This is a genomic window from Ruegeria sp. HKCCA5463, from assembly GCF_013034175.1.
Lineage (GTDB): Bacteria > Pseudomonadota > Alphaproteobacteria > Rhodobacterales > Rhodobacteraceae > Ruegeria.
Genome location: NZ_WQFL01000018.1, coordinates 1 through 25,845 on the forward strand (window position 1 = coordinate 1; position 25,845 = coordinate 25,845).

General features: G+C 55.8%; 23 protein-coding genes and 1 pseudogene. 3 read left to right on the forward strand and 21 right to left on the reverse strand.

Features of this window, described 5'->3' with window-relative positions; all coding sequences use genetic code 11:
- Positions 1–202 precede the first annotated feature (202 nt).
- The 12 genes from GOW09_RS21645 to GOW09_RS21700 all read right to left on the reverse strand — a co-directional run bounded on the left by GOW09_RS21645 (position 203) and on the right by GOW09_RS21700 (position 13,846).
- Complete coding sequence (locus GOW09_RS21645) at positions 203–577, reverse strand: hypothetical protein (RefSeq protein WP_171120915.1); 375 nt, start codon at positions 575–577, stop codon at positions 203–205.
- A gap of 218 nt (positions 578–795) precedes the next feature.
- Positions 796–1,209: a hypothetical protein gene (locus GOW09_RS21650; protein ID WP_171120917.1), complete on the reverse strand. Its 414-nt coding sequence runs from the start codon at positions 1,207–1,209 to the stop codon at positions 796–798.
- A 34-nt stretch (positions 1,210–1,243) separates the two neighbouring features.
- The gene (locus tag GOW09_RS21655) at positions 1,244–2,692 is read right to left on the reverse strand and encodes an NADH:flavin oxidoreductase (protein ID WP_171120919.1); all 1,449 of its coding nucleotides are present in this window, start codon (positions 2,690–2,692) and stop codon (positions 1,244–1,246) included.
- Between the two features lie 99 nt (positions 2,693–2,791).
- Positions 2,792–3,814 (reverse strand): adenylate/guanylate cyclase domain-containing protein, encoded by a 1,023-nt coding sequence (locus GOW09_RS21660; protein ID WP_171120921.1) that lies wholly within the window; start codon positions 3,812–3,814, stop codon positions 2,792–2,794.
- A 63-nt stretch (positions 3,815–3,877) separates the two neighbouring features.
- Positions 3,878–5,884, reverse strand: coding sequence for an ATP-binding protein (locus tag GOW09_RS21665; protein WP_171120923.1), 2,007 nt, complete (start codon positions 5,882–5,884; stop codon positions 3,878–3,880).
- A 324-nt stretch (positions 5,885–6,208) separates the two neighbouring features.
- Positions 6,209–6,955 carry a response regulator transcription factor gene (locus tag GOW09_RS21670; RefSeq protein WP_171120925.1) on the reverse strand — a complete coding sequence of 249 codons (747 nt, stop codon included), beginning with the start codon at positions 6,953–6,955 and terminating at the stop codon, positions 6,209–6,211.
- A 552-nt stretch (positions 6,956–7,507) separates the two neighbouring features.
- On the reverse strand, positions 7,508–8,653 hold the full coding sequence (locus tag GOW09_RS21675) for an ABC transporter permease (protein ID WP_171120927.1): 1,146 nt from the start codon (positions 8,651–8,653) through the stop codon (positions 7,508–7,510).
- Positions 8,650–9,576, reverse strand: coding sequence for an ABC transporter ATP-binding protein (locus GOW09_RS21680; protein WP_152457662.1), 927 nt, complete (start codon positions 9,574–9,576; stop codon positions 8,650–8,652). Before GOW09_RS21680 ends, GOW09_RS21675 begins: the two co-directional genes overlap by 4 nt.
- Positions 9,573–10,526 (reverse strand): HlyD family secretion protein, encoded by a 954-nt coding sequence (locus tag GOW09_RS21685; RefSeq protein ID WP_254442777.1) that lies wholly within the window; start codon positions 10,524–10,526, stop codon positions 9,573–9,575. The genes GOW09_RS21680 and GOW09_RS21685 overlap by 4 nt, the downstream gene beginning before the upstream one ends.
- Before the next feature lie 355 nt (positions 10,527–10,881).
- Positions 10,882–11,145: a hypothetical protein gene (locus GOW09_RS21690; protein ID WP_171120930.1), complete on the reverse strand. Its 264-nt coding sequence runs from the start codon at positions 11,143–11,145 to the stop codon at positions 10,882–10,884.
- Between the two features lie 6 nt (positions 11,146–11,151).
- Positions 11,152–12,135 carry a serine protease gene (locus GOW09_RS21695; protein ID WP_171120932.1) on the reverse strand — a complete coding sequence of 328 codons (984 nt, stop codon included), beginning with the start codon at positions 12,133–12,135 and terminating at the stop codon, positions 11,152–11,154.
- A 355-nt stretch (positions 12,136–12,490) separates the two neighbouring features.
- Positions 12,491–13,846, reverse strand: a complete 1,356-nt coding sequence (locus tag GOW09_RS21700) for a tetratricopeptide repeat protein (RefSeq protein ID WP_217360304.1) — start codon at positions 13,844–13,846, stop codon at positions 12,491–12,493.
- A gap of 157 nt (positions 13,847–14,003) precedes the next feature.
- Between GOW09_RS21700 and GOW09_RS21705 the strand changes: the two genes are divergently transcribed.
- Both GOW09_RS21705 and GOW09_RS21710 read left to right on the forward strand, forming a co-directional pair.
- Positions 14,004–14,183 carry a hypothetical protein gene (locus tag GOW09_RS21705; protein WP_171168733.1) on the forward strand — a complete coding sequence of 60 codons (180 nt, stop codon included), beginning with the start codon at positions 14,004–14,006 and terminating at the stop codon, positions 14,181–14,183.
- Positions 14,184–14,315: 132 nt separating this feature from the next.
- Positions 14,316–15,833, forward strand: coding sequence for a sulfatase-like hydrolase/transferase (locus tag GOW09_RS21710; protein WP_171120939.1), 1,518 nt, complete (start codon positions 14,316–14,318; stop codon positions 15,831–15,833).
- 197 nt (positions 15,834–16,030) lie between these two features.
- Here the strand turns inward: GOW09_RS21710 and GOW09_RS21715 are convergent, their stop codons facing one another.
- The 8 genes from GOW09_RS21715 to GOW09_RS21750 form a co-directional block, all read right to left on the reverse strand.
- Entirely contained in the window at positions 16,031–16,663 is a 633-nt protein-coding gene (locus GOW09_RS21715) for a tyrosine-type recombinase/integrase (protein WP_171120940.1), read from the reverse strand.
- Between the two features lie 228 nt (positions 16,664–16,891).
- Entirely contained in the window at positions 16,892–17,302 is a 411-nt protein-coding gene (locus GOW09_RS21720; protein ID WP_171120943.1) for a universal stress protein, read from the reverse strand.
- Positions 17,303–17,441: 139 nt separating this feature from the next.
- A complete protein-coding gene (locus tag GOW09_RS21725) occupies positions 17,442–18,734 on the reverse strand; it encodes a TRAP transporter large permease (protein WP_171120945.1) in 1,293 nt (430 codons plus the stop codon).
- On the reverse strand, positions 18,731–19,318 hold the full coding sequence (locus GOW09_RS21730; protein WP_171120948.1) for a TRAP transporter small permease: 588 nt from the start codon (positions 19,316–19,318) through the stop codon (positions 18,731–18,733). Before GOW09_RS21730 ends, GOW09_RS21725 begins: the two co-directional genes overlap by 4 nt.
- Positions 19,319–19,417: 99 nt before the next feature.
- Positions 19,418–20,407, reverse strand: coding sequence for a TRAP transporter substrate-binding protein DctP (dctP, locus tag GOW09_RS21735; protein ID WP_171120962.1), 990 nt, complete (start codon positions 20,405–20,407; stop codon positions 19,418–19,420).
- A gap of 104 nt (positions 20,408–20,511) precedes the next feature.
- Positions 20,512–21,621 (reverse strand): alanine dehydrogenase, encoded by a 1,110-nt coding sequence (gene ald, locus GOW09_RS21740; RefSeq protein WP_171120949.1) that lies wholly within the window; start codon positions 21,619–21,621, stop codon positions 20,512–20,514.
- Positions 21,622–21,646: 25 nt separating this feature from the next.
- The gene (locus GOW09_RS21745) at positions 21,647–23,158 is read right to left on the reverse strand and encodes a CoA-acylating methylmalonate-semialdehyde dehydrogenase (RefSeq protein WP_171120952.1); all 1,512 of its coding nucleotides are present in this window, start codon (positions 23,156–23,158) and stop codon (positions 21,647–21,649) included.
- 34 nt (positions 23,159–23,192) lie between these two features.
- Positions 23,193–24,515: an aspartate aminotransferase family protein gene (locus tag GOW09_RS21750; RefSeq protein WP_171120955.1), complete on the reverse strand. Its 1,323-nt coding sequence runs from the start codon at positions 24,513–24,515 to the stop codon at positions 23,193–23,195.
- Positions 24,516–24,670: 155 nt separating this feature from the next.
- On the opposite strand from GOW09_RS21750, the gene GOW09_RS21755 reads away from it, so the two are divergent.
- Positions 24,671–25,225 carry a cupin domain-containing protein gene (locus tag GOW09_RS21755; protein ID WP_171120957.1) on the forward strand — a complete coding sequence of 185 codons (555 nt, stop codon included), beginning with the start codon at positions 24,671–24,673 and terminating at the stop codon, positions 25,223–25,225.
- 295 nt (positions 25,226–25,520) lie between these two features.
- On the opposite strand, the pseudogene GOW09_RS21760 reads toward GOW09_RS21755, so the two are convergent.
- A pseudogene (locus tag GOW09_RS21760) lies at positions 25,521–25,845 on the reverse strand (hypothetical protein); the annotation flags it as partial.

The following is a 25,845-nucleotide window of genomic DNA, read 5'->3' on the forward strand; positions in this document are numbered from 1 at the left end:
CCCTTGCCCCATCAGAACTTCAACCTGCCGTAACTTCGAGACAATCTCTTCGGGCTTCGGTCGCTTGTTTGCCATTCTCAGTCCTCCGTTTCCTAAACATAACGGTGGACCCGTTCAGTTGGGGAGGCTCAGGCTAGTTCCTCAGTTTCGCCTGCAGCGCTAAATGTCGCGATGTCGGAGGCGAGCGATTGAGTTGTGATTGTTACCCATTCATTTGTTCCTGCAGCCTGTGCCGCGAGTGCAGCTCCAAGCTGGTCGCTCTCTTGAAGTTGGTCGTAGATATATAAAAGTCGATCTGATTGCTTGCTTGACTAGCCCCAGGCGTTCTGACGAGCTGACTCAGTTCATTGCCGGTTAGATTTCTAAGTGCCAAACCGGTGTCCTCAGTGCTAACGCCAAAGCCGCCAGTTTGAGCCAATCCGAGAAGCTCCGAAGCAGTTGGCTGAATATGGGTCTGGGGAAACTGATCTGTCACGAATGTGCCGGGATCAAGTGCGCGAATAATCGGCTGTTCTTGTGCGATAGCCTCAGTACAAAGAAGTGAGAACCCCCCCAAGTAGCAAAGGTGTTTTTTCATCCAATATCCCTCTCGTGGGTCCGATCAGACTTCTATGTAAATTAGTCTTGGTATCGCCAGATGCTGTTTCGCAGTCTGCCCTGAGTCAAGGCGGCAAGACGATCCAACTTACCATTGCTGGCCGATCTTGAGCATTTGAGCCGTCAACGGCGATTAGAAATATAGCGTTAAACCGAAGCATGTGGCCTTGCTTCCATGGCCGATGACAGCGTCAAGATTCACGGTTCATCCGTACGAGCAGAGCGCGGTTCAGCACTACTCCATTGGTAGTTCCAGAGGAACACGAGGAACAGTACACCGAACACTAAGTCGACGGCGCCGGGGCCAAGTAGCAGCACGTCTGCGCTGCCACTGGTGGTATACCAAATGCTCAAGCCCGCCAAACCCAACTGAGCGAACGCACCGGTCGCGATGATGGTGTGGTTTCGGTCCGGATTGAACGCCACCGCCATGAAACCCAGTCCGAATACGAAGGCGTGCAGTGCGAACAGGTAGAAGAACAGGCGATCACCGGCATCGAGCCCGAGGCAGTTCAGCGCCCAGTCCGAGAACACAACCAGGCCGAAAGTGCCGACGCAGTTGTAGAGGCCTTTTGCAATTAGCAATCGGCGCCAGTGGTAGTGACTCTTCATCGCTTTCCCCATCCTGGCAGCACAGCCGCCATTGCTAGTACAGGTCGAAGACCTCCTGGATCAGGGCATCCCAACGATGGTGCGGTTGGCCCGGGATGTGCGCGAAGCGGCTGTCGTCGTAGCAGCCCATTGGGTATTCGAGCACCGCCAGGAGGCAACGATTGCAGAGCGTGCAGGGACGCTCCGCTGCGTGCGCTGTTTTTTTCTCGCGGCTGGCCTTGAGTATCTCGTTCGGCAGATTGGGGTTGGCCAGCAGGGGGCGCGCAATGGACACTGCATCGCATTTACCATCGTCCAAGGCTGCCTGAATTCCTTCCAAGGTTTGGAAGGAACCGGTGCAGATGACCGGGATTGTCACGCGGGATTTAACGGCCTCGGCAGCATCGAGATTGACGCCCTCGAGCCTACGCCAGGCCGCGTCCTTGTTGTCTGCCGGTGGCCTGCGTCCCGCAACGAAACTTCCTATTGTCGGATAAAGTTCGCGCCGGAGCGACCGCTCCCATAAGAGCCTCGCCACCCACAGCAGGGGCCGCACTCTGAATGCAAGGTACCAGAGAAACGTGTAGGCCCCGCTGTCGATTAGTGACTTGTAAGTCCTCGGTACGAACTCGCTTGGGAAGTAACCTGCGGGATTGCAGGGATGCCCGAACATGCTGCCCGACGATACGTGGATCGCGTCCACGCCGTCTCTTTCGCACCATTCCGCGACCTGAACGTTTTCTTCAAGGGTGTTTCCTGGGTGGACCCAGGGGAAGACGCAGTTGTTTAGTTCCGCGATGCTGAGTTTGGCGATGAGGGTCATGTCACGGACCTTTGGATCGTCGCGAATTGCGCAGATGACCCGTCTCAGGAATTCGTACCGTGTTTTGATACAGCCGCCGGCAAAGTCACCATCGGGACGACGGTTTATGGCGGCGCTCAGGAATTGCGTGAAGAGGTAACCGTTTCCCGAGTGCAGTTCAATCGCCTTGATTCCGGCACGCTGTGCCCTCCGCGCGGCGTTAACGAAGAGCGCGATGATCTTACAGGCCTCGCCGTCGGTCATCCGACGTCCCCTGAGGCCGTGGAAGAACCCCTTCCTATCAGTTGGTGCCGGCGGTTGGCGTCCGAGGTTCTCGATCCCTGCAATGTCCTGCTGACGTCCGGAGTGCGAGAGCTGCATTATGTAGTGGCATGGTTCCTCGCGACCCGTGGGCGTCGCCCTCGCGACCTGTTTGACGACCGATTCCCAGAACGGGATTCGCGCGTCGCAATCCACATGCGCGTAATTCGGCAGAATACGTCCGCTTGTGTGGATCGGTACGTGCGACGAGATGATGGCGCCGACACCTCCAGCTGCGAAGGTTCGTTCGAAGTTCCGGCGCCATTCCGTCCCCGAGCCGTCATAGTTGTCGATCCGTCCGGAGAGGCTTGACCTAAGCAGGCGGTTGTCCAGCTTTAGGCTCCCGATGTCCAGCGGGTCGTGGATACGTGGTGCCGTCATTTGGCCTCCTCACCCGTAAATTCAAGGGCCGACCGCCGCGCGATCAGTCATCAAGCCGATGGGGCCTTGACCGGGAACTTGCCTCTTTCGTGGTCGCCTTCACTTTGCGACCGGCGGCTTTATCGCCGTACAATCGGCGTTCACCGTCCTTTGCGTGACTGACAAGAAGTCTACGCATTTTTCATCTGAAGCCAAATCCGGTACGCGAAGCTCGCTGATCCGGCGCCTCAGCTCTGCCGAACGTTCATCCAGCATCACGCCAAGGACAGTCGTCGAGAGCTCCTCGCTGACCTCGTCCTGCCATTCAAACCGAGCTGGCAAGTCACCTTCGTATTTCGCCGTCCAAACTTCTCCATCCGCGAGCAACAGTCTTACCTCCAGGCGGAGCCGATTCTGCACGCTGCGCAGCACGCCCTCAAGGCGGTAAGCGCCGTCGGGGTCGGTCAGCTCACGGCCGATCCGCAGCCAGCCGGATGCCGACAGCAGCGCCCTAAGATCGCAGTCCAGCGCGTGGGCGATCTCGTGGATCTCATCCCTGGGATCGGTTGTACAGATAGGTGCAAGCTCAAGGAACAGGTCCTTGCTCCAGGCTTCTGCTCCGCTGGTCATCTGCCTGATCTCCCGCACGGAAAACGGCACCGCCGTCCAGACGCGCAAGGGACGCGCCAAGTTTTTCAACTCCTGGATCCCCGCGTCGACGAAGATTCTGGCCACCGTCTCGTCCAGTGTCGCATACGTCGCATCGGAGATCGCGATCCCGGCGGGATCCGCGAACTCCTGCAATCTCGTCGCTACGTTCACAGCCGTTCCGAAGACCTCGCGATCGATTGGTACGACGTCGCCGATGTCCACTCCTATCCGCAGCTCAGCAGCATGCTCGAACGCGAGCAACTGCTGAACTTCGAGCGCGCAGTCGACGGCGCCGATCGCGCTGCCGAACTCGGTGATCCAACCGTCGCCGACGGTTTTGATGATCTTGCCCGAGTTGGTCCAGACCGCCGGTTTGAGAATACCCGACTCAATCTCGCGCACCATTCTGAGTGCTGCAGCTTCATCCGAGGTCAACATCCTCGAATACCCGACGACGTCGGCGATCAGGATTGCAGTCAATCGATGGGCCATGCCCTTCCTCCTCTGATAAGAGAAAGTGTGACGCAATCGTTTGAACGGGATTTGTCGGTGTGATTAACGCGATGTTAACGGCCCCGGCTGCCATTCAGCGCCAGCGGGGTCCGGATGGTCCGGAGCGCTGATCCCGGCGATTCCCGCCTGGACTTCGGCCAAGGCGATCGCCGCCTCTTCCCCCTGGCGCTTAAGGTCGCAGATCGTTTGCGCAATCTCGGCCGCGTTCTCTCCGGAACGGATGTACGCCTCCAGCCGATTGAGGCATGCGGCAAGCTGCGTCAGACCGAGACACCTCGCGGCACCGGCGAGGCGGTGCGCGGGATCGACCGCCTTAGAAAACGAACCGTCCTCTCCCGCAGCTTCAATCTCAGCCACGTTCTGGCTGATGGACTTCTGGAGTTGCCCGACAAGGTTCAGCATTTCGGCTGTTCCGACACTTTCCAGGACCTCCCGGAACAGCTCGGCTTCGAACGCCTCCGGGACTTTCAGCTTGTCGGGCCAATCCGCGTACATTCGTCCCCGTATGTGCGCAGCTTGATTGAGAACCGCATGAAGCTGATCCGCCTGGACCGGTTTCGCTACGACGTCGTCGCAACCTACCGCAAGGTAACCGTCGATGTCGGCAGGAAATACGTTAGCTGTAACGGCAATGATCGAGACCCAGTCCGCGCATCTGTTCTTTTCTTGCCGAAGGGCTCGAACCACGTCGACCCCATCCATATCGGGCAGTCGCATGTCCAGCAGAATTGCATCGAACTTGACATCCCGTACCAACGACACGGCGTCATATCCGCGGTCAACTGTCGTGACTGTGTGCCCAAACTTCTCCAACATTGCTTCGGCGACGCCCCGGCTGACGGGGTCGTCCTCGACGAGTAGCACGTGCAAGGGGGGGGTTATCCACTTCTTTGGGCCTTGTTCCGATTGCGGGGTATTTGTCTCGGCGCCAGCCACGAGATCGATCTCGAAGGAAAAGCGACTACCTTCGCCGACGACGCTCTCGGCTGACAGCGTGCCGTCCATGGCGTCGACCAAACGCTTGACGATAGAAAGGCCCAGACCGGTACCGCCAAACCGGCGCTGGACAGCGTTTGCTCCCTGGGTCAAGGGGTCGAAAATTCTGCCAAGATCTTCAGGCGGAATGCCGATCCCTGTATCCACAACCGAAAAACTAACAAGTGGTACGCTCCCGAAGCCCTCCGTCCTCGCGACCTTGATCGTTACTTCCCCGTCTTGCGTGAACTTGACGGCGTTCCCAGAGAGGTTAAGGAGAATCTGACGTACACGCGCTTCATCACCGAAAAGGAACCTCGGCACATCGTCAGCGATGTCGTAACTTATCGAAGTTACTTGCTTGGCGGCGATTGACCTCAGTATCTCGACAACGTCTTCCACGACCTCAATCAGCGCGAAGCTCTCCCGTTCGATCTCCAGGCGCCCCGCTTCGATGCGAGCGATGTCCAAAACGTCGTCGATTAGTTTCAGCAGTAGTTCGCCAGATCTCTCGACTACTTCGAAGTCCTCTTGGATTGATGCTTGGAGGTCACTTCGACGGATGGCAAGTTGCGCGGTGCCAAGAATTCCGTTCAGCGGAGTGCGCAACTCGTGGCTCATAGTCGCCAAGAATTCGGACTTCGCTTGGCTTGCAGCGAGTGCGTCGTCGCGCGCTTCGCGCAGTTCTTCTCGACTGTGCAAAAGCTCGCGCTGCTGCACGAAGTTCCGCCGGTCGTAGGACTCCAGCGTGTAACCGGCAAAGCCCAATATCAGTGACGTCGAGATCAGAAAGATCATGTTGTTGTAGAATATCGGCGTCGACAAATCGCCAAACAGAATTGCAACCACGAAGTAAGCAAGAACCGAGAGAGCTGTTCCCAGAAGTGCGTGTATGAATGTGAAGGGGAAAACGACAAAACACCCGATGATTATCAGCATGATGCCAGCATAGTACATTGTCTGACCCACCGTATCGGAGAGATAGATCAAGGCAATGATGCCAGAGCAGCAAACGATCAGTATCATCCACTGAATCAAACGGGCGACCCGGAGATAGAGTTCGGAATAGGTCATGGCAAGCGCTCCGACAAGGAACACGCACACGAAGACCCGAACCGTCCAAGCCGAACGATAGTTTTCACCTACGACCCAAGGATCGATAACGGAGAACACCACGTAGAGGACAATTGCCGCCAGAATGGCGAGCCGCGCCTGGGTTCTCGTCCTGCGACCGTGATCGGCCAGAAATCTGGACTCAAGTTCAGCGTCCCTGAACTTCAGCGTTAGAGGGTGCGGGGTCGTCAACCCCGCGGAATTCTCGCGGCTAGGCACAACATTCGACCTTAGTTGGGCATACTGGCGACAGCATACACTGAGTTGAGCACGTCACGTACCGGCTCAGAAAGGCACGACATCTGCGCCTATCTTGTAGCCGATCGTCGGCACCGTATCGATCAATTCCCTGCTTTTGCCCGGCTCCGAAAGCTTCTTCCGTATACGACTGACCAGAACATCAATAGTTCGGTCAGTTCCATCAGTTCGATGCTCCGCCATAGCGTCCAACAGCTGAGCACGGGACATTACACGCCCGTCAGCCTGTACCAATGCTGCAAGGACATCAAACTCCGCACGTGTCAGCTTCGCCGAGCCACCTCCGCGCGCGATGACCGTCCGCCGGCTCAGATCGAGCACCCATTCCCCTACTCGGACACGTTCAACACCCGTCTTTTGGGCAAAGTCTGCACTACTTCGTCTCAAAACGCTGCGGACACGAGCGACTAGCTCTCGCGGGTGGAACGGTTTGGTGATGTAGTCGTCTCCGCCCATCTCAAGCGCCGTGATCTTCTCACTGTCCGCGTCTCTGTGTGTGACGAAGATGATTGGGATCGACGAGCGGGCTCGAAGCCGCCGTGCCAGGACAAGCCCGTCCTCGTCGGGTAGCGAGAGATCAAGAAGCACCAAGCTGAAGTCTACGAACCGAATTTCGGCCTCGGCGGTCGCAACGTCTTCCGCTGCCGTGACGATAAACCCTTCGTTCTGGAGAAGTGCTCTCATTAGTGCGCGAACGGTGGGCTCGTCCTCGACGATCAATATGCGGGTTTTGCGAGACATCTTAAAGACAAAGCGTACCCCAATGGAGACCATAAATCCGCAGAAAAGTTGCCGAATGAGTTATGAACGCAGCTCACAACACCGCTGCGGCTCCCGGATCGAGCGCGTCTGCCTCGGGTGCATTCTAGAAACCACAACGCGCGACGCCTTTCGAATTTCATGCGTTCCAAACGTCTCGAAGGCGTACGCAATCGTGTTTCTGAGCTCTTCGCCAGAATCCTCTGCTTCAAATGAAACCCGCCTCTAGCCAAGAGCGGTCATTCGAGGCGTTTCAATCAACGGCAGGTTTGTTGCGCGACTTTCGAGTCTGAGACCAATGCAGCGAAGGTGCGGTTAAGACGATGCCCCTGAAGCCGCTTGGAAATGACCGCTTCGACGACCTCTGCAGTTGCGCGGCAGGATCGCCACTGCGAATGCGAACGGATGCTGCGTCAGAAACAGCCGCGTGAGCGAAGGGCGGGTCTGTCCCGCAATTTGTGAGTATGATCATTTCCAGTTTTCGCGAATGCAGCGAACGGCGGCAATGCGGGCTGCGACCGCAGCATCGGAGCTGGGAGATGAATGTCTCTTATGGGCCGGGGGTCTTCAACCCAACCGCTTCTTGAACCTCAGAGTTGCCGCCAACAATCCGAATGCCGCAAATCCGATCATCCAGAGAATCCCCCAGCGCAACTCGTAGAGCGAAGCATCTCGAAGAACCACACCGCGAATCATGTCCATGAAGTGCGTCGCAGGTAAAACTTGAGCAATCATTTGGACAGGTTTGGGCATACCGTCGAAGGGGAACATGAAGCCAGACATTAGGATTGAAGGCAGTAGGACAAAGATGGTCATTTGCATCGACTGGAGCTGGTTTTGAGCCAGGGTCGAGATCACCAGCCCAAGCGACAGGCTGGCGATGATGAACAACAAGGTCACTACAAGCAAAGTGCCCAATCCGCCGTTTATCGGGACATCGAACAGGATGTGCCCGAGACCCAGGATGATTGCGACCTGTATCAGGCCCAGAAAGATGTAGGGTATGATCTTGCCGATCATCAGTTCGATCGATTTGATCGGGGTGTTGATCAGCATCTCCATATTGCCCCGCTCGCGTTCGCGGACGATGGCGGCGGAGGTGAACAGGATCATCGTCATGGTTAGGATCACACCGACAAGACCCGGCACGATATTGACCGCCGACCGCTGCTCGGGATTGAAGTAAAGCGTCACCTCGAAGGTGGGCACCTGCCGGTTTGGTGGTTGTTTCAGCAGTTCTGTCAAAGGCATCGTGCGCAGGGATTTGATTGCGCTGGCGACCATGGTGTCCGAACCATCGACGATCCAATGGGCAACGGGCCGACTGCTGGTCTGGTCCGTTGCGTTGGGCAGACCCAAACCGACAGAGGGACTGCGGGCAAGGCGTTGGCTGACATCGGGCGGGATGATCAGCGCGGCGCGCACGCGGGATTCAGTGATCGCGCGTTCGGCTTCTTGCGGGGTTGTTAGTTGTTCGGTGATGGTCACGACCTGCGTGGCTTGAACGATCTGCGCCAATGTGCGGGACAGCTCGGTTCCGGATTGGTCCACCACTGCTACGGGCACATGGCGCAGGTTGGTGTTGATCGCATAGCCGAACAGCAGCAGTTGGATCAGCGGGATCATGATGACCATGGCGAACGTCATCCGGTCTCGCCGTAGTTGCAGCAGTTCTTTCTTCAGTACAGCAACGATGCGGCGTGGCGAGATCACTGTTCTGGCCCCCGTGTGGCGCTGACGAACACGTCTTCCAGATTTGGTCGCTGCGGAGTCAGGGACAGGTCGGGAAACGCAGCAAGTTGGCCGCGCAACATGTCCACCGGCTGAGGTTCGGATTTTTCTACCAGCACACGTAGCCGCGACCCGACTTGCGCGGTCGACAGGATCTTGGGCTGGCCGTCCAACGCGTGTTTGACCTTGCGCAGGTCTGGGCCTTCAACTTCGACAACATCGGCCTGCAGATCGTCCATCAACTGACGCGGAGACCCGTCTGCCTTTTTCACCCCGTGTTGCAGGATCGCCAACCGGTGACAGCGCTCGGCCTCGTCCATGAAATGTGTCGAGACGATCATCGTCGCGCCCTGATCGACCAGATCGAACAGCTGTTCCCAGAATGTGCGACGGGTTTCAGGGTCAACGGCAGAGGTCGGTTCATCCAGAAACAGCAGCTTTGGTCGGTGCATGACGGTCGCCGCAAGCGCCAGTTTCTGTCGCTGTCCGCCACTCATGCTACCGCTTAGCTGATGCACATTGGTTGTCAGGTCATAGGTGTTTAGCAACTCGTCGATCCGGTTTGCCGCCGATTTGGCTGGAATGCCATAGATTTCAGCCGCAAACCGGAGGTTCTCCAGAACGGTCAGGTCGCGGTAATACGAGAAGATCTGGGTCATGTACCCGATCTCATCTTTTAACGGTTCAGCCGCGTCGGGCATTGACCGGCCCAAAACCGAGATCGCCCCACTGCTGGGGGTGAGCAAGCCGGTAAGCATCCGCATGGTGGTGGTCTTGCCGCAGCCATTGGGGCCGAGAAACCCGTAAATCTGGCCGGTTCGGATTTCGAGATCCAGATTGTTGACGGCTGTGTTTTCCCCAAACCGACGGGTCAGACCTTGCGTCGAGACGACGACGTCACTCATGGCATTGTGACCTGCACTGGTACACCGGCGGGCAGATCGGGTGTTGCAGTGGGCAGGTCAATCTCAGCCAAATAGACAAGGCGCGTGCGGTCGTCCTTGTTCAATCCGTAATAGGGGGTGAAGGACGCGTCGTCGCTGATCCAGCGGATCACGCCATCCAATGGATCGGCCAGCCCGTCAACGCGCACTTCCAGCGAATCGCCGGGTCTCAGATTGACGCGATGTGGCTCGGGAACGTAGACGCGCGCATAGGGGATTTGGCCCGTGACTATCACGGCCACCGGGCTACCGGATGTTACTCGTTCACCCAAATTCCACGGCAGGGAATCCAATACGCCGTCGCGGGTGGCCGTGACAGTCAAATTATCCAGTACAGTCTGTTCGGCGGCGATCGAGGCTTCTGCTGCCCGCACATTGGCTTCGGCAACCGCAAGGTCTTCGGGGCGGGTGCCGTTTTGCAGCTCTTTCAGGGATTGTTGAGCGCTGGCCAACTCAGCCCGCGCGGAATCGCGCAGGGCCAAATCATTTGCCACCTGAGCCTCGGTCACGACCGAGTTCTCGACCAGTCTGGCGTTTCGGTCATAGATAGCCTCGGAATCGGCAAGACGTGCAACAGCGCCCGCGACTTTGGCTTCGGCTATCGCAATCTCCTCCACTCGCGGCCCTACCTGCAGTTTCAGAAGCGTGGCCTGGGCCTTTTCCAGTTCCGCCTGCGCCAGTGCTAACTTTGCGCTTTGCAATGTTGGATCAAGCTGAACCAGCGTGTCACCTGCCTTTACCACGGCTCCCTCTGCAACCGGTAAATCGACGACAATTTCGCTGGCTGTCGCGGTCAAGGCCACACGATCTCGTGCCAAAACGCCCAAGGCGACGCTGGTATCGGACCCAGAGCACCGGTCCAGAATGGCGGGCAGCACAGCGGCCAGTATCAAGGGTATGGGAATCGTCATATTCAGCAAGGTTACCCTCCGGTTGCTGGCCGCTATTCAGGTGGGCCGGTTACTGAACCATACAATCAGGAAATTTGATTTGTATATATCGCCCTGTAGAAACGTCGCGCAGGCAGGTGCGCCAGTCTTCGAACTTTTTCTCGATAAGGTAGGGATTGTCTTCCTACCGGAAATGCACGCCACTGCCGATATCCACCACTTCGAGATTCTGGATGTTCTGGCGGCAACATTCGACGTCGTTCGAGCCAATAATTCCGCTGGGTGTAGCGTGAGCAACGTACTAAAAGCTCACTTTGTCCCTCGAACTGCGTGTTCATACGCATCGGGGTTTTGCGCACGCAGCGAACGGCAGGTTTTATGGCTGCGACTGCAGCGCCAAGGCAGTAGGTTGAATGTCGACTCCGGGCCGTCCGTTAAACTTTGCATGGTCCGGTTCCTGTGCATTGCCGTTCTCATCCGCCGTGACCTGCGAAATACTATCTAGAAAGCGTGCCGGAACGTCGCCTGCTTTAAGGAAGGACAAACATGCTGCAAGTGGAAGTGCCAAGAGTTCGGCTTCAGCTGCCTGCTCGACGAATTCTTCAAGTTGTTCATCATACCTCTCTGCAAAACCTTCCACTTTGGCTTAAGTGAACCTGTGCGGGTCCTTCGGAAGCGCTTCATCATTGGCAAAATAGGATTTCGATTGCTCAAAAAGGTCGCTCTCTTCCTCGGAGAATTTAATAATCACATCCCCCCAAGGCTTATTTTGAACTTCGCCCAAAACCCGCGCGGCCCGCAGCTTTGACGCGCCTATCAAGCTGATTTCTTCAAAGCGTTCAAATAGACCCGGTGGTGTATCAACTGTTGTTCTAAGCACGTCCCAGATTAACGTGACATAGGAAGGCCCGCCTTCCCAGGATGATGACACGATTCCAATCAATTCGCCCTTATCATTCACAACCGGCCCACCGCTCATTCCGCCGAGTGTGTCCATGTCTACTTCGATGCAAGGCGAAGGCATGCGCTCGCCGCGCCCATAGGGAAACGCCACTGACACGCGACCTGAAGATACAAAGGGGGTGACTAACGGGATATTTTCCGAAATGGCCTGATGACGGAAACCAAAGGCCCAGAGGCGTTGCCTGATGAGCGGCAATGCCACTCGCATGGGCGTCAGCATGAGCGGTTCCTCCGGTATGGCATCCGAGTTTGGGGTGCAGCTAACAAGGGAAATGTCAGAGACGACGCTATGGTTAGGATCATATTTGCTCTGGCCGCTAACTGTTGTTGACGCGTATGGCAACCATACGCGAGGGCCCTTAGGTAAAAAGCTCATACACACCGGACCAAACCCTAACCCTCTGAACTCATCCAAAACATGAGTGGCCGTCAGCAACAGTCCTCGGGCAACCATTACACCGCTTCCGATGACGGTGGTGCCTGCTGGGGTTTCTTTGCTGATCGCAACAAGCGACGAGCCCGCTTCATGCATACTACCCATGGGGCCGAGCCCATCCTCGGCACTATATCGCGGGGTGCGCCAAGAAAGTGCCAGATTTGCTATCTTCGGATTTGTATCGATTATGGGAGCTGAATATGTTTGGCCGTCGCTTTCGGTGCCTGTCATTGAGAAATCCGATTTTGGGTTAATTTGCGAACCCATTAAAATGCGTAGCCGCTGGTGTTTCAGTCAACCAAAGGCTGATCCACGTTTCAATAGTGGATTGCCACTTAGGTCTGCGGTGCTGACTTGGGTTCCAATTGAAATGCTGCACCGTGGACGAATGTCAGCTAAGTGAGCTGCTAACGTAGCATCCGAACATCACACCCAATGTCGGCTAAGGGCCGCCAGCGGCGAGGCCAATGTGTCATGGCCGAGAGATGCCGCGCTGCCTTGGAGATCTGAAACGAGCCGAGAGTGGTCATTCTTGTCGACCCCCTTCAAGCCTACGCCAGGGTGGTTCGCTTGGCAATTGCCAAAGCTACTCCGCCCATCCGACAGAGCGCAGCTTTTTGACCAACTGTCGCGCTGTGTCTGGCTCGCGATGAAGTCGCGTCAAAAACTCTTCTATTGGAAACCCCGGCCAACTTTTTTCGATTTGATCGATCATGCGGCGCCCGTCCTGCTCCCTACCGACGGAGGAGTAAGCAGCGGCCAAGTACACGACCCCAAGAGCGGAAACCGGACCACCACTTGCGTTACCCTCTTCAAATGCAGAGATTGCTTCGTGGTATAGGCCAAGATGAAAATATGCCGCTCCCAGTATGTTCAAGTACGCAAAACGCGTGTTTTCACCTTCTCTTGGGCGATCACGGTCGCCTGCTTGTAATCCTTTTTCGAACTCTCCAGACGCGACTGCGACAACGCCATAGAAGTCCAGCACGTTGCCATTTTCAGGTGCGAGCGACAGTGCGCGTTCGGAATACCTCATGGCACTTTCGAAATCGCGTTCCACAAACGCCACCCAGCCTGCTGCTGATTGCACCCATTCGTGATCCGCGTCGAGTTCTAACGCCCGATCGCGCATTTCGCGGGCTTCAGCCAAAAAATTGTCGTGCCTGGCGCCAGCGATTGACAGAAGCGCAAGCGAGCCGAGAGTTTGGGCCGCCCCCGCATAGGGCAACGCGGAGTTCGGATCGATCTCAATCGCGGCGCGGAACAATTCCGTGGTCAACATTTGTCGATGCGCGTCGAAAATAGGATAGATTAGACCTCTGGCCTGCAAGGCCATATTGGCGGCTTCCAATGCCGCAGGCGATTGCTCCATGAGCGCCTGACGCTCGACGCGGGCCGCGAGTTCGGCATCGTCCGGACGCGGACCGGGACGGAGCACCTCAAAAACCCCGAGTGCGATTACCGCCAGCAGTACGCACGCAACAAGCACTAAGCGAAGTTTTTTCGGACCTCCACTGAGAAGTGGTCTGGCTGTGCCGTCGGCGGCCGGAGATTGCGCTGAAACGACGTGACGCTCGAATGTGGGTGCGTAGCCGCCTTTGCGTATGTGAACGCGAACCGCGTCCGCTCGGCCATCGCTGTCGTAGTAGTCATCTAATGACCTTCTCAACCGTCCCGCCTCAACGCGAACGAAGTTAGCGGAGTTTGTCTCGTCGACGGTATCCCGTCCGTAGAGATGGAACCCTATGGACTTGGCGCTGAGGTCCGCCCCCTCCTCGGACAGAGATTTCTCCGTCACGTAAATCAGGAATTCCTTGAGACGCGGCGAGTTCGCGAATATCCGACTTTCCACCACCGAAGCCACAGCAGCACGTTTTTCTTCGACACTGAGGTCGTTTCCGCTCTTGTCGCGGCAGGTGCTGTTTCCTTTGGTTTCGGTCATATTTTCAAACAGATAGTGCGTGAGCTTACTGGCGATTTTAGGGTAAGTTACTTCCCTGACGGATATTTTACCCGCAAGTCTGAGCGTGTCCAACCAGACGATTTGGAGGCACGTGACCTTTCTTGAACGATATAACCCAGGACTTTTTGTAAAGTATGTGAAGAGCCGTCAGTTCGACAGTCGCATTGGTGAAGTCTTCGACGATTTGGAAGAGATTGCCGGATCGTACGGGTTTGACGAAGTTTCAAAAGACGAACCCGCCACCTCCATCGTTTCGGAATTGATCGAAGAACTCCAGCGGCGAATAGAGGCCGTTGAAATACGAGACAACGATTGAAGGAGAGATTGCACGATGTGGATCATTCGAAACAAAACCCAGACTGCTTTGGGCTTGTCGATAGCGATAAGTGGCGCGGCCTTTGCAGCGATGGCGGCAGATCAAATCGTCCATGACGCAGAGTTTGTCCGGATGGAGCAGGAATTCGGTCTCGCCTGGGCTGACGATGACGCCACTGTGCGCGAAAAGCTGGTTGCTCTCGAAGCGCGGTTCGGAAAGAAACCCAACATTGTCTACATCATGGCCGACGACGTCGGGTACACAGAACTTGGCGTGTATGGCGGCGGCAAAATTCGTGGAGCGCCAACAGCCAGCCTGGACCGTATGGCGGAAGAGGGCATGAAGTTTCTGTCCTTCTATTCGGAGGTCGAATGCTCGCCGTCGCGTGGCGCGGTTCTGACCGGGCGTCATCCCATCCGAAACGGCGTCTATAACATCACGCTACCGGGCGAGAGCGGAACTGGTTTGCACAGTGATGAGGTGACAATCGCCGAGTTGCTGTCGGACGCGGGTTACTACACTGGTTTTTTCGGCAAGTGGCATCTGGGCGACGACGACGGCAACTATCCGACAGAACAAGGTTTCGACGAGGCGGAATGGTCGGAGGGAAATCCTCCTTGGTGGGTTAACAACAAGAACGCTTCCAAAGATGACGATATTGGCGGATTCACACAGCGCGCTTTGATGCACTCGCCCGGCCCTGAGGGATTTCCCTATGACACCGGCGGCGTCATGCGGGCAAAGAAAGGCGAGGAGCCGGAACCTGTCTATGAATACTCAATGGAAAGGTACAATACTTACGACACGGAGGTCGCGGATAACGTCATCGAGTTCATCACGCGCCGCGCCAACACGGATCAGCCGTTCTTTGTGAACTTCTGGGGCAAGGGTAATCATTTCTGGGGCGCTCACCTGGATTTTCGCGACACACCTGCTGAAACCAATACCGCAGCTCAAATGGTGGAACATGACTACAATGTCGGGCGCGTTCTGAAAACGCTGGTCGATCTTGGGATCGCAGAGAACACCTTGGTGGTTTGGAGTTCGGACAATGGACCCATGTACACGGTGCACCCGCACGGCGGTTACTCCTTACTCCAAGGAGGCAAGGGGGAAACGCGGGAAGGCGGCATCCGCGTGCCGGCGATCGCGTGGTGGCCCGGCATGATCGAGCCGGGGCAAGACCCGCTCGACATCGTCCAGATCACGGACTTCTTTACCACATGGGCAAGCATCGGTGGCGTGCTCTCGGAGGTGCCCGGCGACCGGGTGATCGACGGTGTCGACCAGTCCGGACTGTTCCTGCTTGGAGAAGGCAATGGGCGTCGCGACTATGTCTTCCACTACAATCGCCAAAACTTGGAGGCGGTGCGCAAGGATCAGGTCAAACTGAACCTGAAGCCGAGGAATCCCAACTTTCATTTCTACGAGGTTTTCAATTTGTATCATGATCCCGCCGAGCGGTTCCCAAATGAGGCGCAAAACGGAATTTGGGCGGGCCCGGGCATCACCAAGATGATTCAGGAACACATGCTGCTGATCGAAGATTATCCGCATCGGTCAGTGAGCAGTTTCTACCGTGATTTTGACACGTCCTTCGATCCCGAACCGACGCCGCAGTATACGCCACAAAAGACAGTGGACTGGTAAGTTTCGTTTAAGGGAAGCTTGGAGCCATTGCAAATGGCTCCATCAACAAAATGTCTGCTTGGTTTGCTCTTGAGACCTTGGTCACTATCGAATTCGAGCAGTGGCGGCGAAAGGCGGCTATGCGGGTTGCGGCCGCAGATTCACAGAACCACCATGAAGGTCGGCTATGGGCCGCCCGCGAGAGCGACCCGCAGTATTCAGATTTCAATGGCCTCTGCTATTGCAAGTGCATCCTCAAGTTCAACACCGAGATACCGAACAGTACTGTCCATCTTCGTGTGCCCGAGTAGGAGCTGCACCGCACGCAGATTGCCCGTCTTTTTGTAAATTTGGGTGACCTTGGTCCGCCGCATTGAATGTGTGCCATAAGCGCTTGCTTCCAAACCTATGGACGTGACCCAATCACGCACGATCCGCGCATACTGGCGCGTTGAAATGTGTAAACGCTCATGGAAACGTCCTGGCCAAAGGTATTCAGACCCGACCATGAGCTCGTCTTCCATCCACCTCTCGACTGAGCTTCGAGTTCCTTCAGAAATCTCGAAGCGGACTGGCTTCTGAGTTTTGCTTTGTAACACCGAAGCCCGCGCCTTGATCTGACCAGAAGCCATGATGTCTACGACTTTCATTTTCACCAAGTCACAGCCGCGCAACTTACTGTCGATGGCCATATTGAAGAGAGCGAGGTCGCGATGGTTTTCTGCGAGTTCTAACCTTACTCGAATTGCCCAGACGTGTTTGGGTTTCAACGGCCGTTTCTGACCGACGATGCGTCCCTTGTTCCAAGCTGGGCGAAGAGCGCGAATGGCAGGTAAGTTTGGTGTTTCCATAACTGATCCTCCGATCCGCCATGCCCGCCCACAACGACAACCCGACGTTGACGAGAGAGGATATCACAGGATGCCGCGTTGCCGCCGAGGTCGGCTGCGAGCCCTACCTCTTAAATGCCGCAAAGTGAAATTCTTGTAGACGCCAAAGCAGACCTTGGTCGCGGTGAGACCTGCTTATCACCGCAGAATTCACAGGGCAAAGTTACTGGCATGTTGCAGGCGCCAGCGTCACACTCGGAGTACATGCACCGAACACTGAGCGTGTCGAACGACGAGAGCGGCTGTTGAACCCAAAAAGAATTCTTTCATCCCAGGTTTATGCGAAGCAAGGACGATACAGTCGATGCCATGTTTGTTGGCGTATTCGGTGATCGCCCGCCCAGCCGATTGGCTCTCGATCAAGACAGAGGAAACCTCGGTTTCGTTTTTTAAGCGCTCGGCTAAACGCGCCTTTGCTTTTTGGAGAGATTTTTCTGCGATCCCTTCATCCATATAGTACATTATCTGTCTGTTTGGGGGCTCATGGATGTGCGCGGCAGTGATTTTTCCGCCTTCGGATACTAGAGCATGCGCCGCCGACATTGCGTGTTCACTGATGCCGTGTTCCAGAGACAGCGCGACTAGGATGTTTTTGTACATTTCAGACCTCTATTTTTAGGTTTAGGATTTCTGCTGCGAACTAGTCTCTCCCACGTCATCGTTGAGAGAGCGCTCTGGCACCCCACTCATTGGAATGGGGTGCGTGCATTTTGTCTTGTGCGTTGGCGCTTTCCGCCCATTATTTGCTGAGCAGGAGGTCCGGCAGGAACAGGGCCAACTCTGGTACAAAAGTTGTCAACATCAGCGTTGGGAGCCAGGCAAAGACTATGAAGATCAAAGTCGGCCACAGCATGCGCGAAACCGGTTCATCACAGACCTGCGCACCAAGATAGAGCAGAGGTGCAGTCGGAGGGGTGATGTTCGCCATACCTAAGTTTACGCCAATCACGGCCGCGAAATGGATAGGATCCATGCCGGTGCTCTGCGCGATGGGCAGTAGGATTGGTGTTGCCAAAAGCAGACCGGAGATATCATCCATGAGCATTCCGATCAGGATCATCACGACGTTGATCATCAGAAGGATCACAACTGGATTGTCCGAAACGGAATAAACCAGATCTTTGGCCAACTGAGGTGCACCCTGTGAGATCAGGTTGTCTGACACGATCAGAACCATGAAGATCATGACCATGACCACGCCAATCGTAACACCGGAATTCTGGATTGTCTGAGCCAGTGTTTTCCAGGTCAGTCCACGGTAGAAGTAGATCGCGATCGGGATCGAGTAGACCACTGCGATACCCGCAGCCTCGGTTGGCGTCATTATGCCACCATAGATTCCGCCCAGAATGATCAGTGGCATCATAAGCGCAGGCCCGGCCAGGCGCGCCTGTACTCCGAATGTCGGCAGAAATGGTTTAGGACGTTCCGTCAGGTTTATGTCGTCATACTTCCGAAGCAGGAACTGATTTACGACGATCAAAAGGGTGATCAGGATGATCGCCGGAATGACGGTGGACAAGAAGCACTTTAGTACATGCTGCTGTGCAACCCAACCATAAAGGATGTGCGACGAACTCGGTGGGATCAACAGACCCAAGGGGCTGGCCGCCACGATCAAAGCTGCAGATTGCCCACCCGGATAGTTGGCCTTTTTCAGATGGGGCATCATGATGCCGCCAATACAGGTCAGCGTTGCGTTCGCACTGCCGGAGATGGAGCCGAACACACCGCAGGCCAGTACTCCCGCCGCGCTCAATCCACCTTTGATATGACCAATGAACATTTCAGCCAGAGAGACAAGAGGGGCGGCAATTTTACCTTTTTCCATGATGCCTCCGGCGATCATGAAGAGCGGGATCGCCAAAAGCACCAGTGAACGGATGCCCGTAGAGCCGGTCGGCAGATAGCCGGTGATGGATTGATCTCCGACAATTGCGATGAAGATCAAAACCGATCCGAATGCCACATATACGCTGACGCCCAACAGCAGCATAAAGCAGACAATAAGGAGACTTCCTCCGATGATCATTGGGTTTCTCCTTTTTGCATTTCTGATCTCAAGGGAAGACCAAGTCCCTTGCGGATATGCACGTACAAATATGCCGCCGTGAACGTCGCCATGAGGCCAAAGGCAATCATGATCGCAATCCGCCAGGTCACAAATGGAATGCGCAGTACTGGCGTTGCGCGCAGTCGCGGGAATGAGAAGTCATCGAGCAGCGAAACGTAGCACGCATACATGAGAAACAGGATCACCAACACCTCGACTGTCAGGACGACAAAGCCGCGCCACCAAATCAACCGAGGGTTTTGGATCACAATGCCAAGAATGTCCGCGTTGATGTGCAGGTTGCGGGCAGAGGCCAGAACAGCACCTGCAAAAAAGCCGATGATGCTAATGCCCAAAAGCCATTCTTCGTAGGCAAACAGATCACCGCCAAATCCATACCGGATGACAACGACTGCCCCAAATGTGAACGCCATCAGGAAACCGGCAAACATAACGATCTGCCTCATGGCAAAAGCCACTGCTTTCAGCGGATACCCAATAACAACTGGCAGCTCATCGGTGATTTTTTGCGAGCTCTTCTTTTCCGCGCTTTCGACGACCAACGGACGCTCTGCTTCAGTGCTAGACATCTTTCTCCCTCCCTTTGTTGAGCTAGAGACGAAAAAAGGGCCAACTGATTAGCTGGCCCTTCATCTCAGTGTTTATTGCTGTTCTTTTGCTGCCAGCAGGCGGTCGATGATGTCCTGACCGACGTTTTGTGCCATCGCGGGCCAGACCGTTTCCTGGACATGCGCGGCCATCGCAGCTTGTTCTTCGTCGCTCAGGCGCAGGATGGTATAGCCTTTGTCGAGCAATTTCTGGCCGAACACTTCGTCATTTTCACGATTGTAGGCAAAGAAGTCTTCGGACGCCTTTGTCATCGCGGCCTGAAGCGCGGCGCGCTGTTCGTCGTTCAGCTTGTCGAGTGTCCGCTGCGACGCGTAGAAAGTCGTCAGTTCTGAGATTGAGTTGTACTCGACAAAGTGGGTGCCAACATCTGATTTGGCGAAGATGGAATAGGTCGCGGTCTTGGTGCAGCAGATTGCTCCATCGACAATGCCGGCCTGAAGTGCGGGGAAAATGTCGCCCCATGCCATGGTTGTCGCTTGATACCCTAGTTCTTCAACCATTGATTTCACGACGCTGGACGACCAGACGCGAATGTTCATGCCCTTGTCGTCAAAGGTGTTCCAGTTTTCAGGTTCTTGCGACGAAACGATGCCGATGAACCCTTCGGGGTTCTGCGCCATTACCCGCACACCGTATTCGTCGGTGATCTCTTGCAGGATGGTGTTAAACTCGGAATCCATGTTGAGAAGCGTGCTTTCCATGTCATCCCAGCCGCCCAGCAGGAACGGCATTGACAGGAATTCCAGGCGTGGATCGGTATCGGCATAGATGAACGCCGATGCCAGGTCGATATTGCCGCGCGCAACATCTTCGAACAGCGCCTCACCCGAACCCAGTTGGTTTGCCGGGAATACTTCGATCTTCAGGCCAACTTCTGCTGCCGCGACATCCGCTGCGACCTGCTCCATCATTTTCGTGCCCTGATGGTCAATCGGGAACACGCCGGCAAAGCGCAGTGTAATGTCTTCCGCTGCGGCTGCTGTTGAGAGTGTGGTTGCAGCAAGCAAAACAGCGCCACCCATCGCGCCGAGGGCGCGGCGGTTAATCTTCGTAATCATTAAGGTTTCCTCCTCAGTGGTGTGCGTCCCGCCGCATTGCGCGCGACGGGACAATTCTTTGCTTCAATTCAGCAAAGTTCCGGGGCGACGAACTCGTATCCGAGATCATCGGCCACAGCCTTGTACGTCACCTTGCCGTGGGCCACGTTCAGGCCGTTCATAAGATGACGGTTGTCCGCAAGCGCCTGCTTCCAACCATTGTTGGCAATAGCCAGAGCGTGCGGCAGCGTGACGTTGTTGAGCGCGTAGGTTGACGTTCGGGCGACTGCGCCCGGCATGTTGGCGACACAATAATGAACAACGTCGTCGACAACATAGGTGGGCTCTGCGTGAGTGGTAGCTTTGGACGTTTCAAAGCAGCCGCCCTGGTCGATCGCCACGTCCACGACGACCGCACCGGGTTTCATTTTTGAGATCAGTTCGCGTGTGACCAGCTTGGGAGCAGCAGCACCCGGGATCAGAACCGCACCAACAACCAGATCGGCATTGGTGACTTCTTCCTCCAATGCGGCTTTGGTCGAATAGACAACCTTGGCCGACGCCTCGAAATGGTTCCCCAATTTCTCAAGAACTGCCGGATTGCGGTCCAGAATGGTCACGTCTGCGTGCAAGCCGACGGCCATCTGAGCTGCATTGAACCCAACAACACCGCCACCGATGATCACGACCTTGCCTGGTTTCACACCAGGCACACCGCCCAGCAGCACGCCCAGGCCTCCCTTTGCTTTCTCCAACGCACCGGCACCGGCCTGGATCGACATGCGACCGGCAACTTGGCTCATCGGTTTCAGCAGGGGCAGACCGCCATTGTCGTCGGTGACGGTTTCATAAGCGATGCAGACAGCGCCCGAGTCGACCAGATCTTTGGTCTGTTCCGGGTCGGGGGCCAGATGCAGATAGGTATAAAGGATCTGACCTTCACGCAGCATGGCGCGTTCCACGGCCTGAGGCTCCTTCACCTTCACGATCATCTCTGCATTGGCGAAAATATCGGCCGCAGTTGCGGCAATTTCGGCCCCGGCGGCACGATAGGCGTCGTCATCTGCACCAATGCCCGACCCGGCATTGGTCTCTACGATGACGTTGTGGCCATGTGAAACCAGTTCCGCGACGCTTTCGGGGGTCAGGCCGACCCGGTACTCATGGTTCTTGATTTCCTTGGGAACACCAATGAACATGTTCTTCACTCCTTGGATCGGATGATCATTTTGCCGTTGGCATGACGAATTCGGCACCTTCCGAGATGCTCTCGGGCCAGCGCTGCATGATGGATTTCTGCTTGGTGTAGAAACGAACGCCCTCTTCACCATAGGCGTGCATGTCGCCGAAAAGGCTCTTCTTCCAGCCGCCAAAGCCGTGCCAGGCCATGGGAACCGGGATCGGAACATTTACACCGACCATGCCGACCTGAACCTGCTTGCCGAACTCACGCGCAACGTTGCCGTCACGGGTGAACAACGACACGCCGTTACCAAACTCGTGGTCGTTGATCAGTTGCAGGCCTTCCGCGAAACTTGAGACGCGGACGTAAGACAGAACCGGGCCGAAGATCTCTTCCTTGTAGATCTTCATGTCGGGGGTGACGTTGTCGAACAGGGTGCCGCCAAGGAAATAGCCTTCCTCGTGCCCTTCGACAGCGTAGTCGCGGCCATCGACCAGCAGATCCGCACCTTCTTCGACACCAGAGTCGATGTACCCTTTGATCCGATCCCGCGCGGCGGCGGTGACAATCGGGCCCATCTCGGCGTCCAACTCAAGACCGTTCTTGACCTTCAAGGTTTCGGCGCGTTCTTTCAGGACAGGCATCAGCTTGTCGGCGGCATCGCCAACCAGCAGGGCAACCGAGATGGCCATGCAACGCTCTCCGGCCGAACCATAGGCCGCGCCGATCAGGGCGTCGGCGGCTTTGTTCATGTCGGCATCCGGCATCACCAGCATATGGTTCTTCGCGCCGCCCAGAGCCTGAACGCGCTTGCCGTGGCGCGCACCGACCTCGTAGATGTAGTTCGCAATTGGCGTCGAGCCGACGAAGGACACGGCTTTGACGTCGTCGTTCTCCAGCAACGCATCCACGGCAACCTTGTCACCCTGAACCACGTTGAACACTCCGTCGGGGAAACCGGCTTTCTGCATCAGATCCGCGTACAGCAGAGAGGCCGACGGATCGGTCGGAGACGGCTTCAGGATAAAGGTATTGCCTGCGGCGATGGCGATCGGGAACATCCACATCGGCACCATGACCGGGAAGTTGAAGGGAGTGATCCCGGCGACAACACCCAACGCCTGACGCGTTGTCCAGTTGTCCATGCCAGTGGAGACCTGCTCCGTGTAATCGCCCTTGAGGAGTTGCGGAATGCCGCAGGCAAACTCGATGATATCAATACCACGCTCAACTTCGCCTTGGGCGTCGGTGAACACCTTGCCATGCTCAACCGTGATGGCGCGCGCCAGTTCGTCTTTGTGCTCGCGTACCAGCGCTAGAAAGTTGTTCATCAGGCGGGCACGGCGGATCGGAGGCGTGTTCGACCACTTCGGGAACACGGCTTTTGCTGCAGCCACTGCGTCGTCGACGGTCTGTACAGTCGCCAGCGACACCTCACCGGTTTGCGTTCCGGTTGCGGGATTGAAAACCGGCTGCGTATTTTCGCCAGATCGAACAGTGATTTGGCCATTAATGTAGTGGCCGATCAAAGCGATCGGGGATGCATCTTTCATGATGTCAGTCCTTTTTGGGGTTAGAAGTCAGGAGTTATGGCAGGTCAGCCAAAACCTCTCCAAGTGTTTGACAGAGTGTCGCTATTTCGGGTTCCGAGATGATCAGCGGTGGAGACAAGGCGATGATGTCACCTGTGACACGGATCATTATTCCGGCGTCCCAGGCCCGCTTCATGGCGTCATAGCCTCGTGCCCCCGGCGTGCCTTCTCGTGGCGCAAGCTCGACCGCGCCCACCAATCCCAGATTGCGGATATCGATGACGTTCGGCAGACCTTTGAGGCTGTGAAGCTGATCCTCCCAGGGCTGCGACAGCAATGCAGCACGGCGGAATAGATCATTCTGCTTGTAACTCTCCAGCGTTGCCAGCGCGGCCGCGCAAGACACTGGATTGGCGGAATAGGTATAGCCGTGGAACAGCTCAATCGGCGCATCGGCATTTTCCATAGCCGAGTCATATATCTTTTCGGATACGATGACCGCTCCCATCGGAATGACACCGTTAGTCAGGCCTTTGGCCGTCGTGATGATGTCCGGCTTCACATCGAAGTACTCCGATGCTGTCGCGGCCCCCAAACGACCAAAGGCGGTGATGACCTCGTCGAAAATCAGCAGGATGCCATGGCGGTCGCAGATTTCGCGTAGCCGCTTCAGGTATCCTTTCGGCGGCAACAGCACACCGGTGGACCCGGCCATTGGCTCAACGATCACCGCCGCAATAGTTGAGGCATCGTGAAGCGCGACCAATCGTTCCAGATCGTCCGCCAGTTCCGCGCCGTGTTCCGGGCAACCGCGGGAAAAGGCATTTTTCTCTGGATCATGCGTGTGGCGCAAATGATCCACTCCTGTAAGGAGCGTTCCGAAATGCATCCGGTTCTTCACGATGCCGCCGACTGAGATGCCACCGAAGCCGGTCCCGTGATAACCACGCTCACGCCCGATCAAACGCGTGCGCGCCCCATCTCCGCGCATCCGGTGGTAATGCAGCGCGATCTTGAGCGCCGTATCAACGGACTCGGAGCCAGAGTTGGTGAAGAAGGCGTGGTTCATTCCCTCAGGCATCATCGCTGTCAGCTTCGCCGACAACTCAAATGCCTGAGGGTGGGAGAACTGGAAGTTTGGTGCATAATCCAACTCGTGCACCTGCTTCTGCACGGCTGCAACGATCAGTGGATCTCGGTGACCTGCGTTGACGCACCACAGTCCGGCGGTACCATCCATGACCTTCCGGCCATCAGAACTGGTGTAATACATCCCCTCGGCCGCTTGGATCATTCGGGGCTCGCGAAGGAAATCACGATTGGCCGAAAACGGCATCCAGAACGATGACATTGTGTTGGGTTGATCGAGCACGTCCATTCCTCGCGAAGCAGATTTTCATTTGATGACAAATTCTTGCAGAGTTCAGACCTTCCGCACATCCGGTTTTATTTTAATCTGTAAGTTATTGAAAAAAATCATTGCGCCCCTAGAATGCTTTCGATCCAAAGCAAGAAAGCACTAGAGTAACGGTTTTGTCATCAGATCTCGAAACAGCCCGTCGTCTAAAGTTGATTCGGACGACCAAAGGCCTCAGTCAACGTGAAATGGCCAAACGCGCGGGAGTGGGTAGCGGGACGATTTCTCAAATCGAAAGCGGTTCGACCCAACCTTCTGTGGCTTTGCTAAAGAAGATTCTTGCCTCAGTAGACGTCAATTTGGGCTTTTTTTTCAGTTTTGAATTACAAAACGAGGAGTCGTTTTATTACCCGCACGAAAGAATGCGCGACCTAGGATCACCCGGAGTCTCCTATTTACTTGTCGCAGGTGAGCGCCGAGACAGAAAGCTCCAGATGCTCATAGAAGAGTACGATGTCGGTGCCGACTCGGGTCGATCTGAACTGTCGCATGAAGGAGAGGAATGTGCGGTTGTGATAGAGGGCCGTCTTGAAGTAACGGTAGATGGGCAGTCCAGGGTTCTGGGTCCCGGGGACGCGTACTACTTCTCAAGCATATTGCCACACAGGTTTCGGAATGCCGGCGATACGCCATGCAAAGTGATCAGCGCCTGCACTCCTTCGTCGTTCTGACTAAATGAAAGAGCTCTTTGTGAGCGTTTTCAATATTTCGCAGGATGGTCAATTTCGACAACAGACTCGGAATGTCGAGATGAAGTCGACATTTACAACTAGGGGCCATTTGTCGGTTTTCTTGCGCGGTCCCGAACGGCGAACTCTTGTCGGATTTCGCTCTTGTAACGAATGACTGAAATGACTGGAATGCGGGCGCGGCTCCGGCAATTTGTGTGTTCGGTGAAGGTCCTGTGTGGGCTGCTAACGCAGAATTTCAGTTTTCTGTTCGAGGTCTGCTTGGGGCCGAGCCCGTCTAAACGCTGCTGGTTACTTTCAACGCCGACATTCGCAAAGCGGACAGCAATTCTATCAAGTGTTTCTTGTTCTTTGCGCTGTACTTGGCCGCTGTTGAAGAACGCTGGATGAAGTCCGCGTACTGATCAACAGTCAGGTCACAGCTTTCAATCGCGCTCGAATACGGCTCTAGGACACGCGCGATGATCTCGGTGTTTCGTTTTGCACCGGCCTCCAGCTCTTTCTGACTTGTCGAGGTTACGCCAGCGATGATGTCCTCGGCATTGGGTGAGAACGGCGGTGAGAAAGTCGACCACGGTAGCGGCGGGATGATCTTGGTGCGG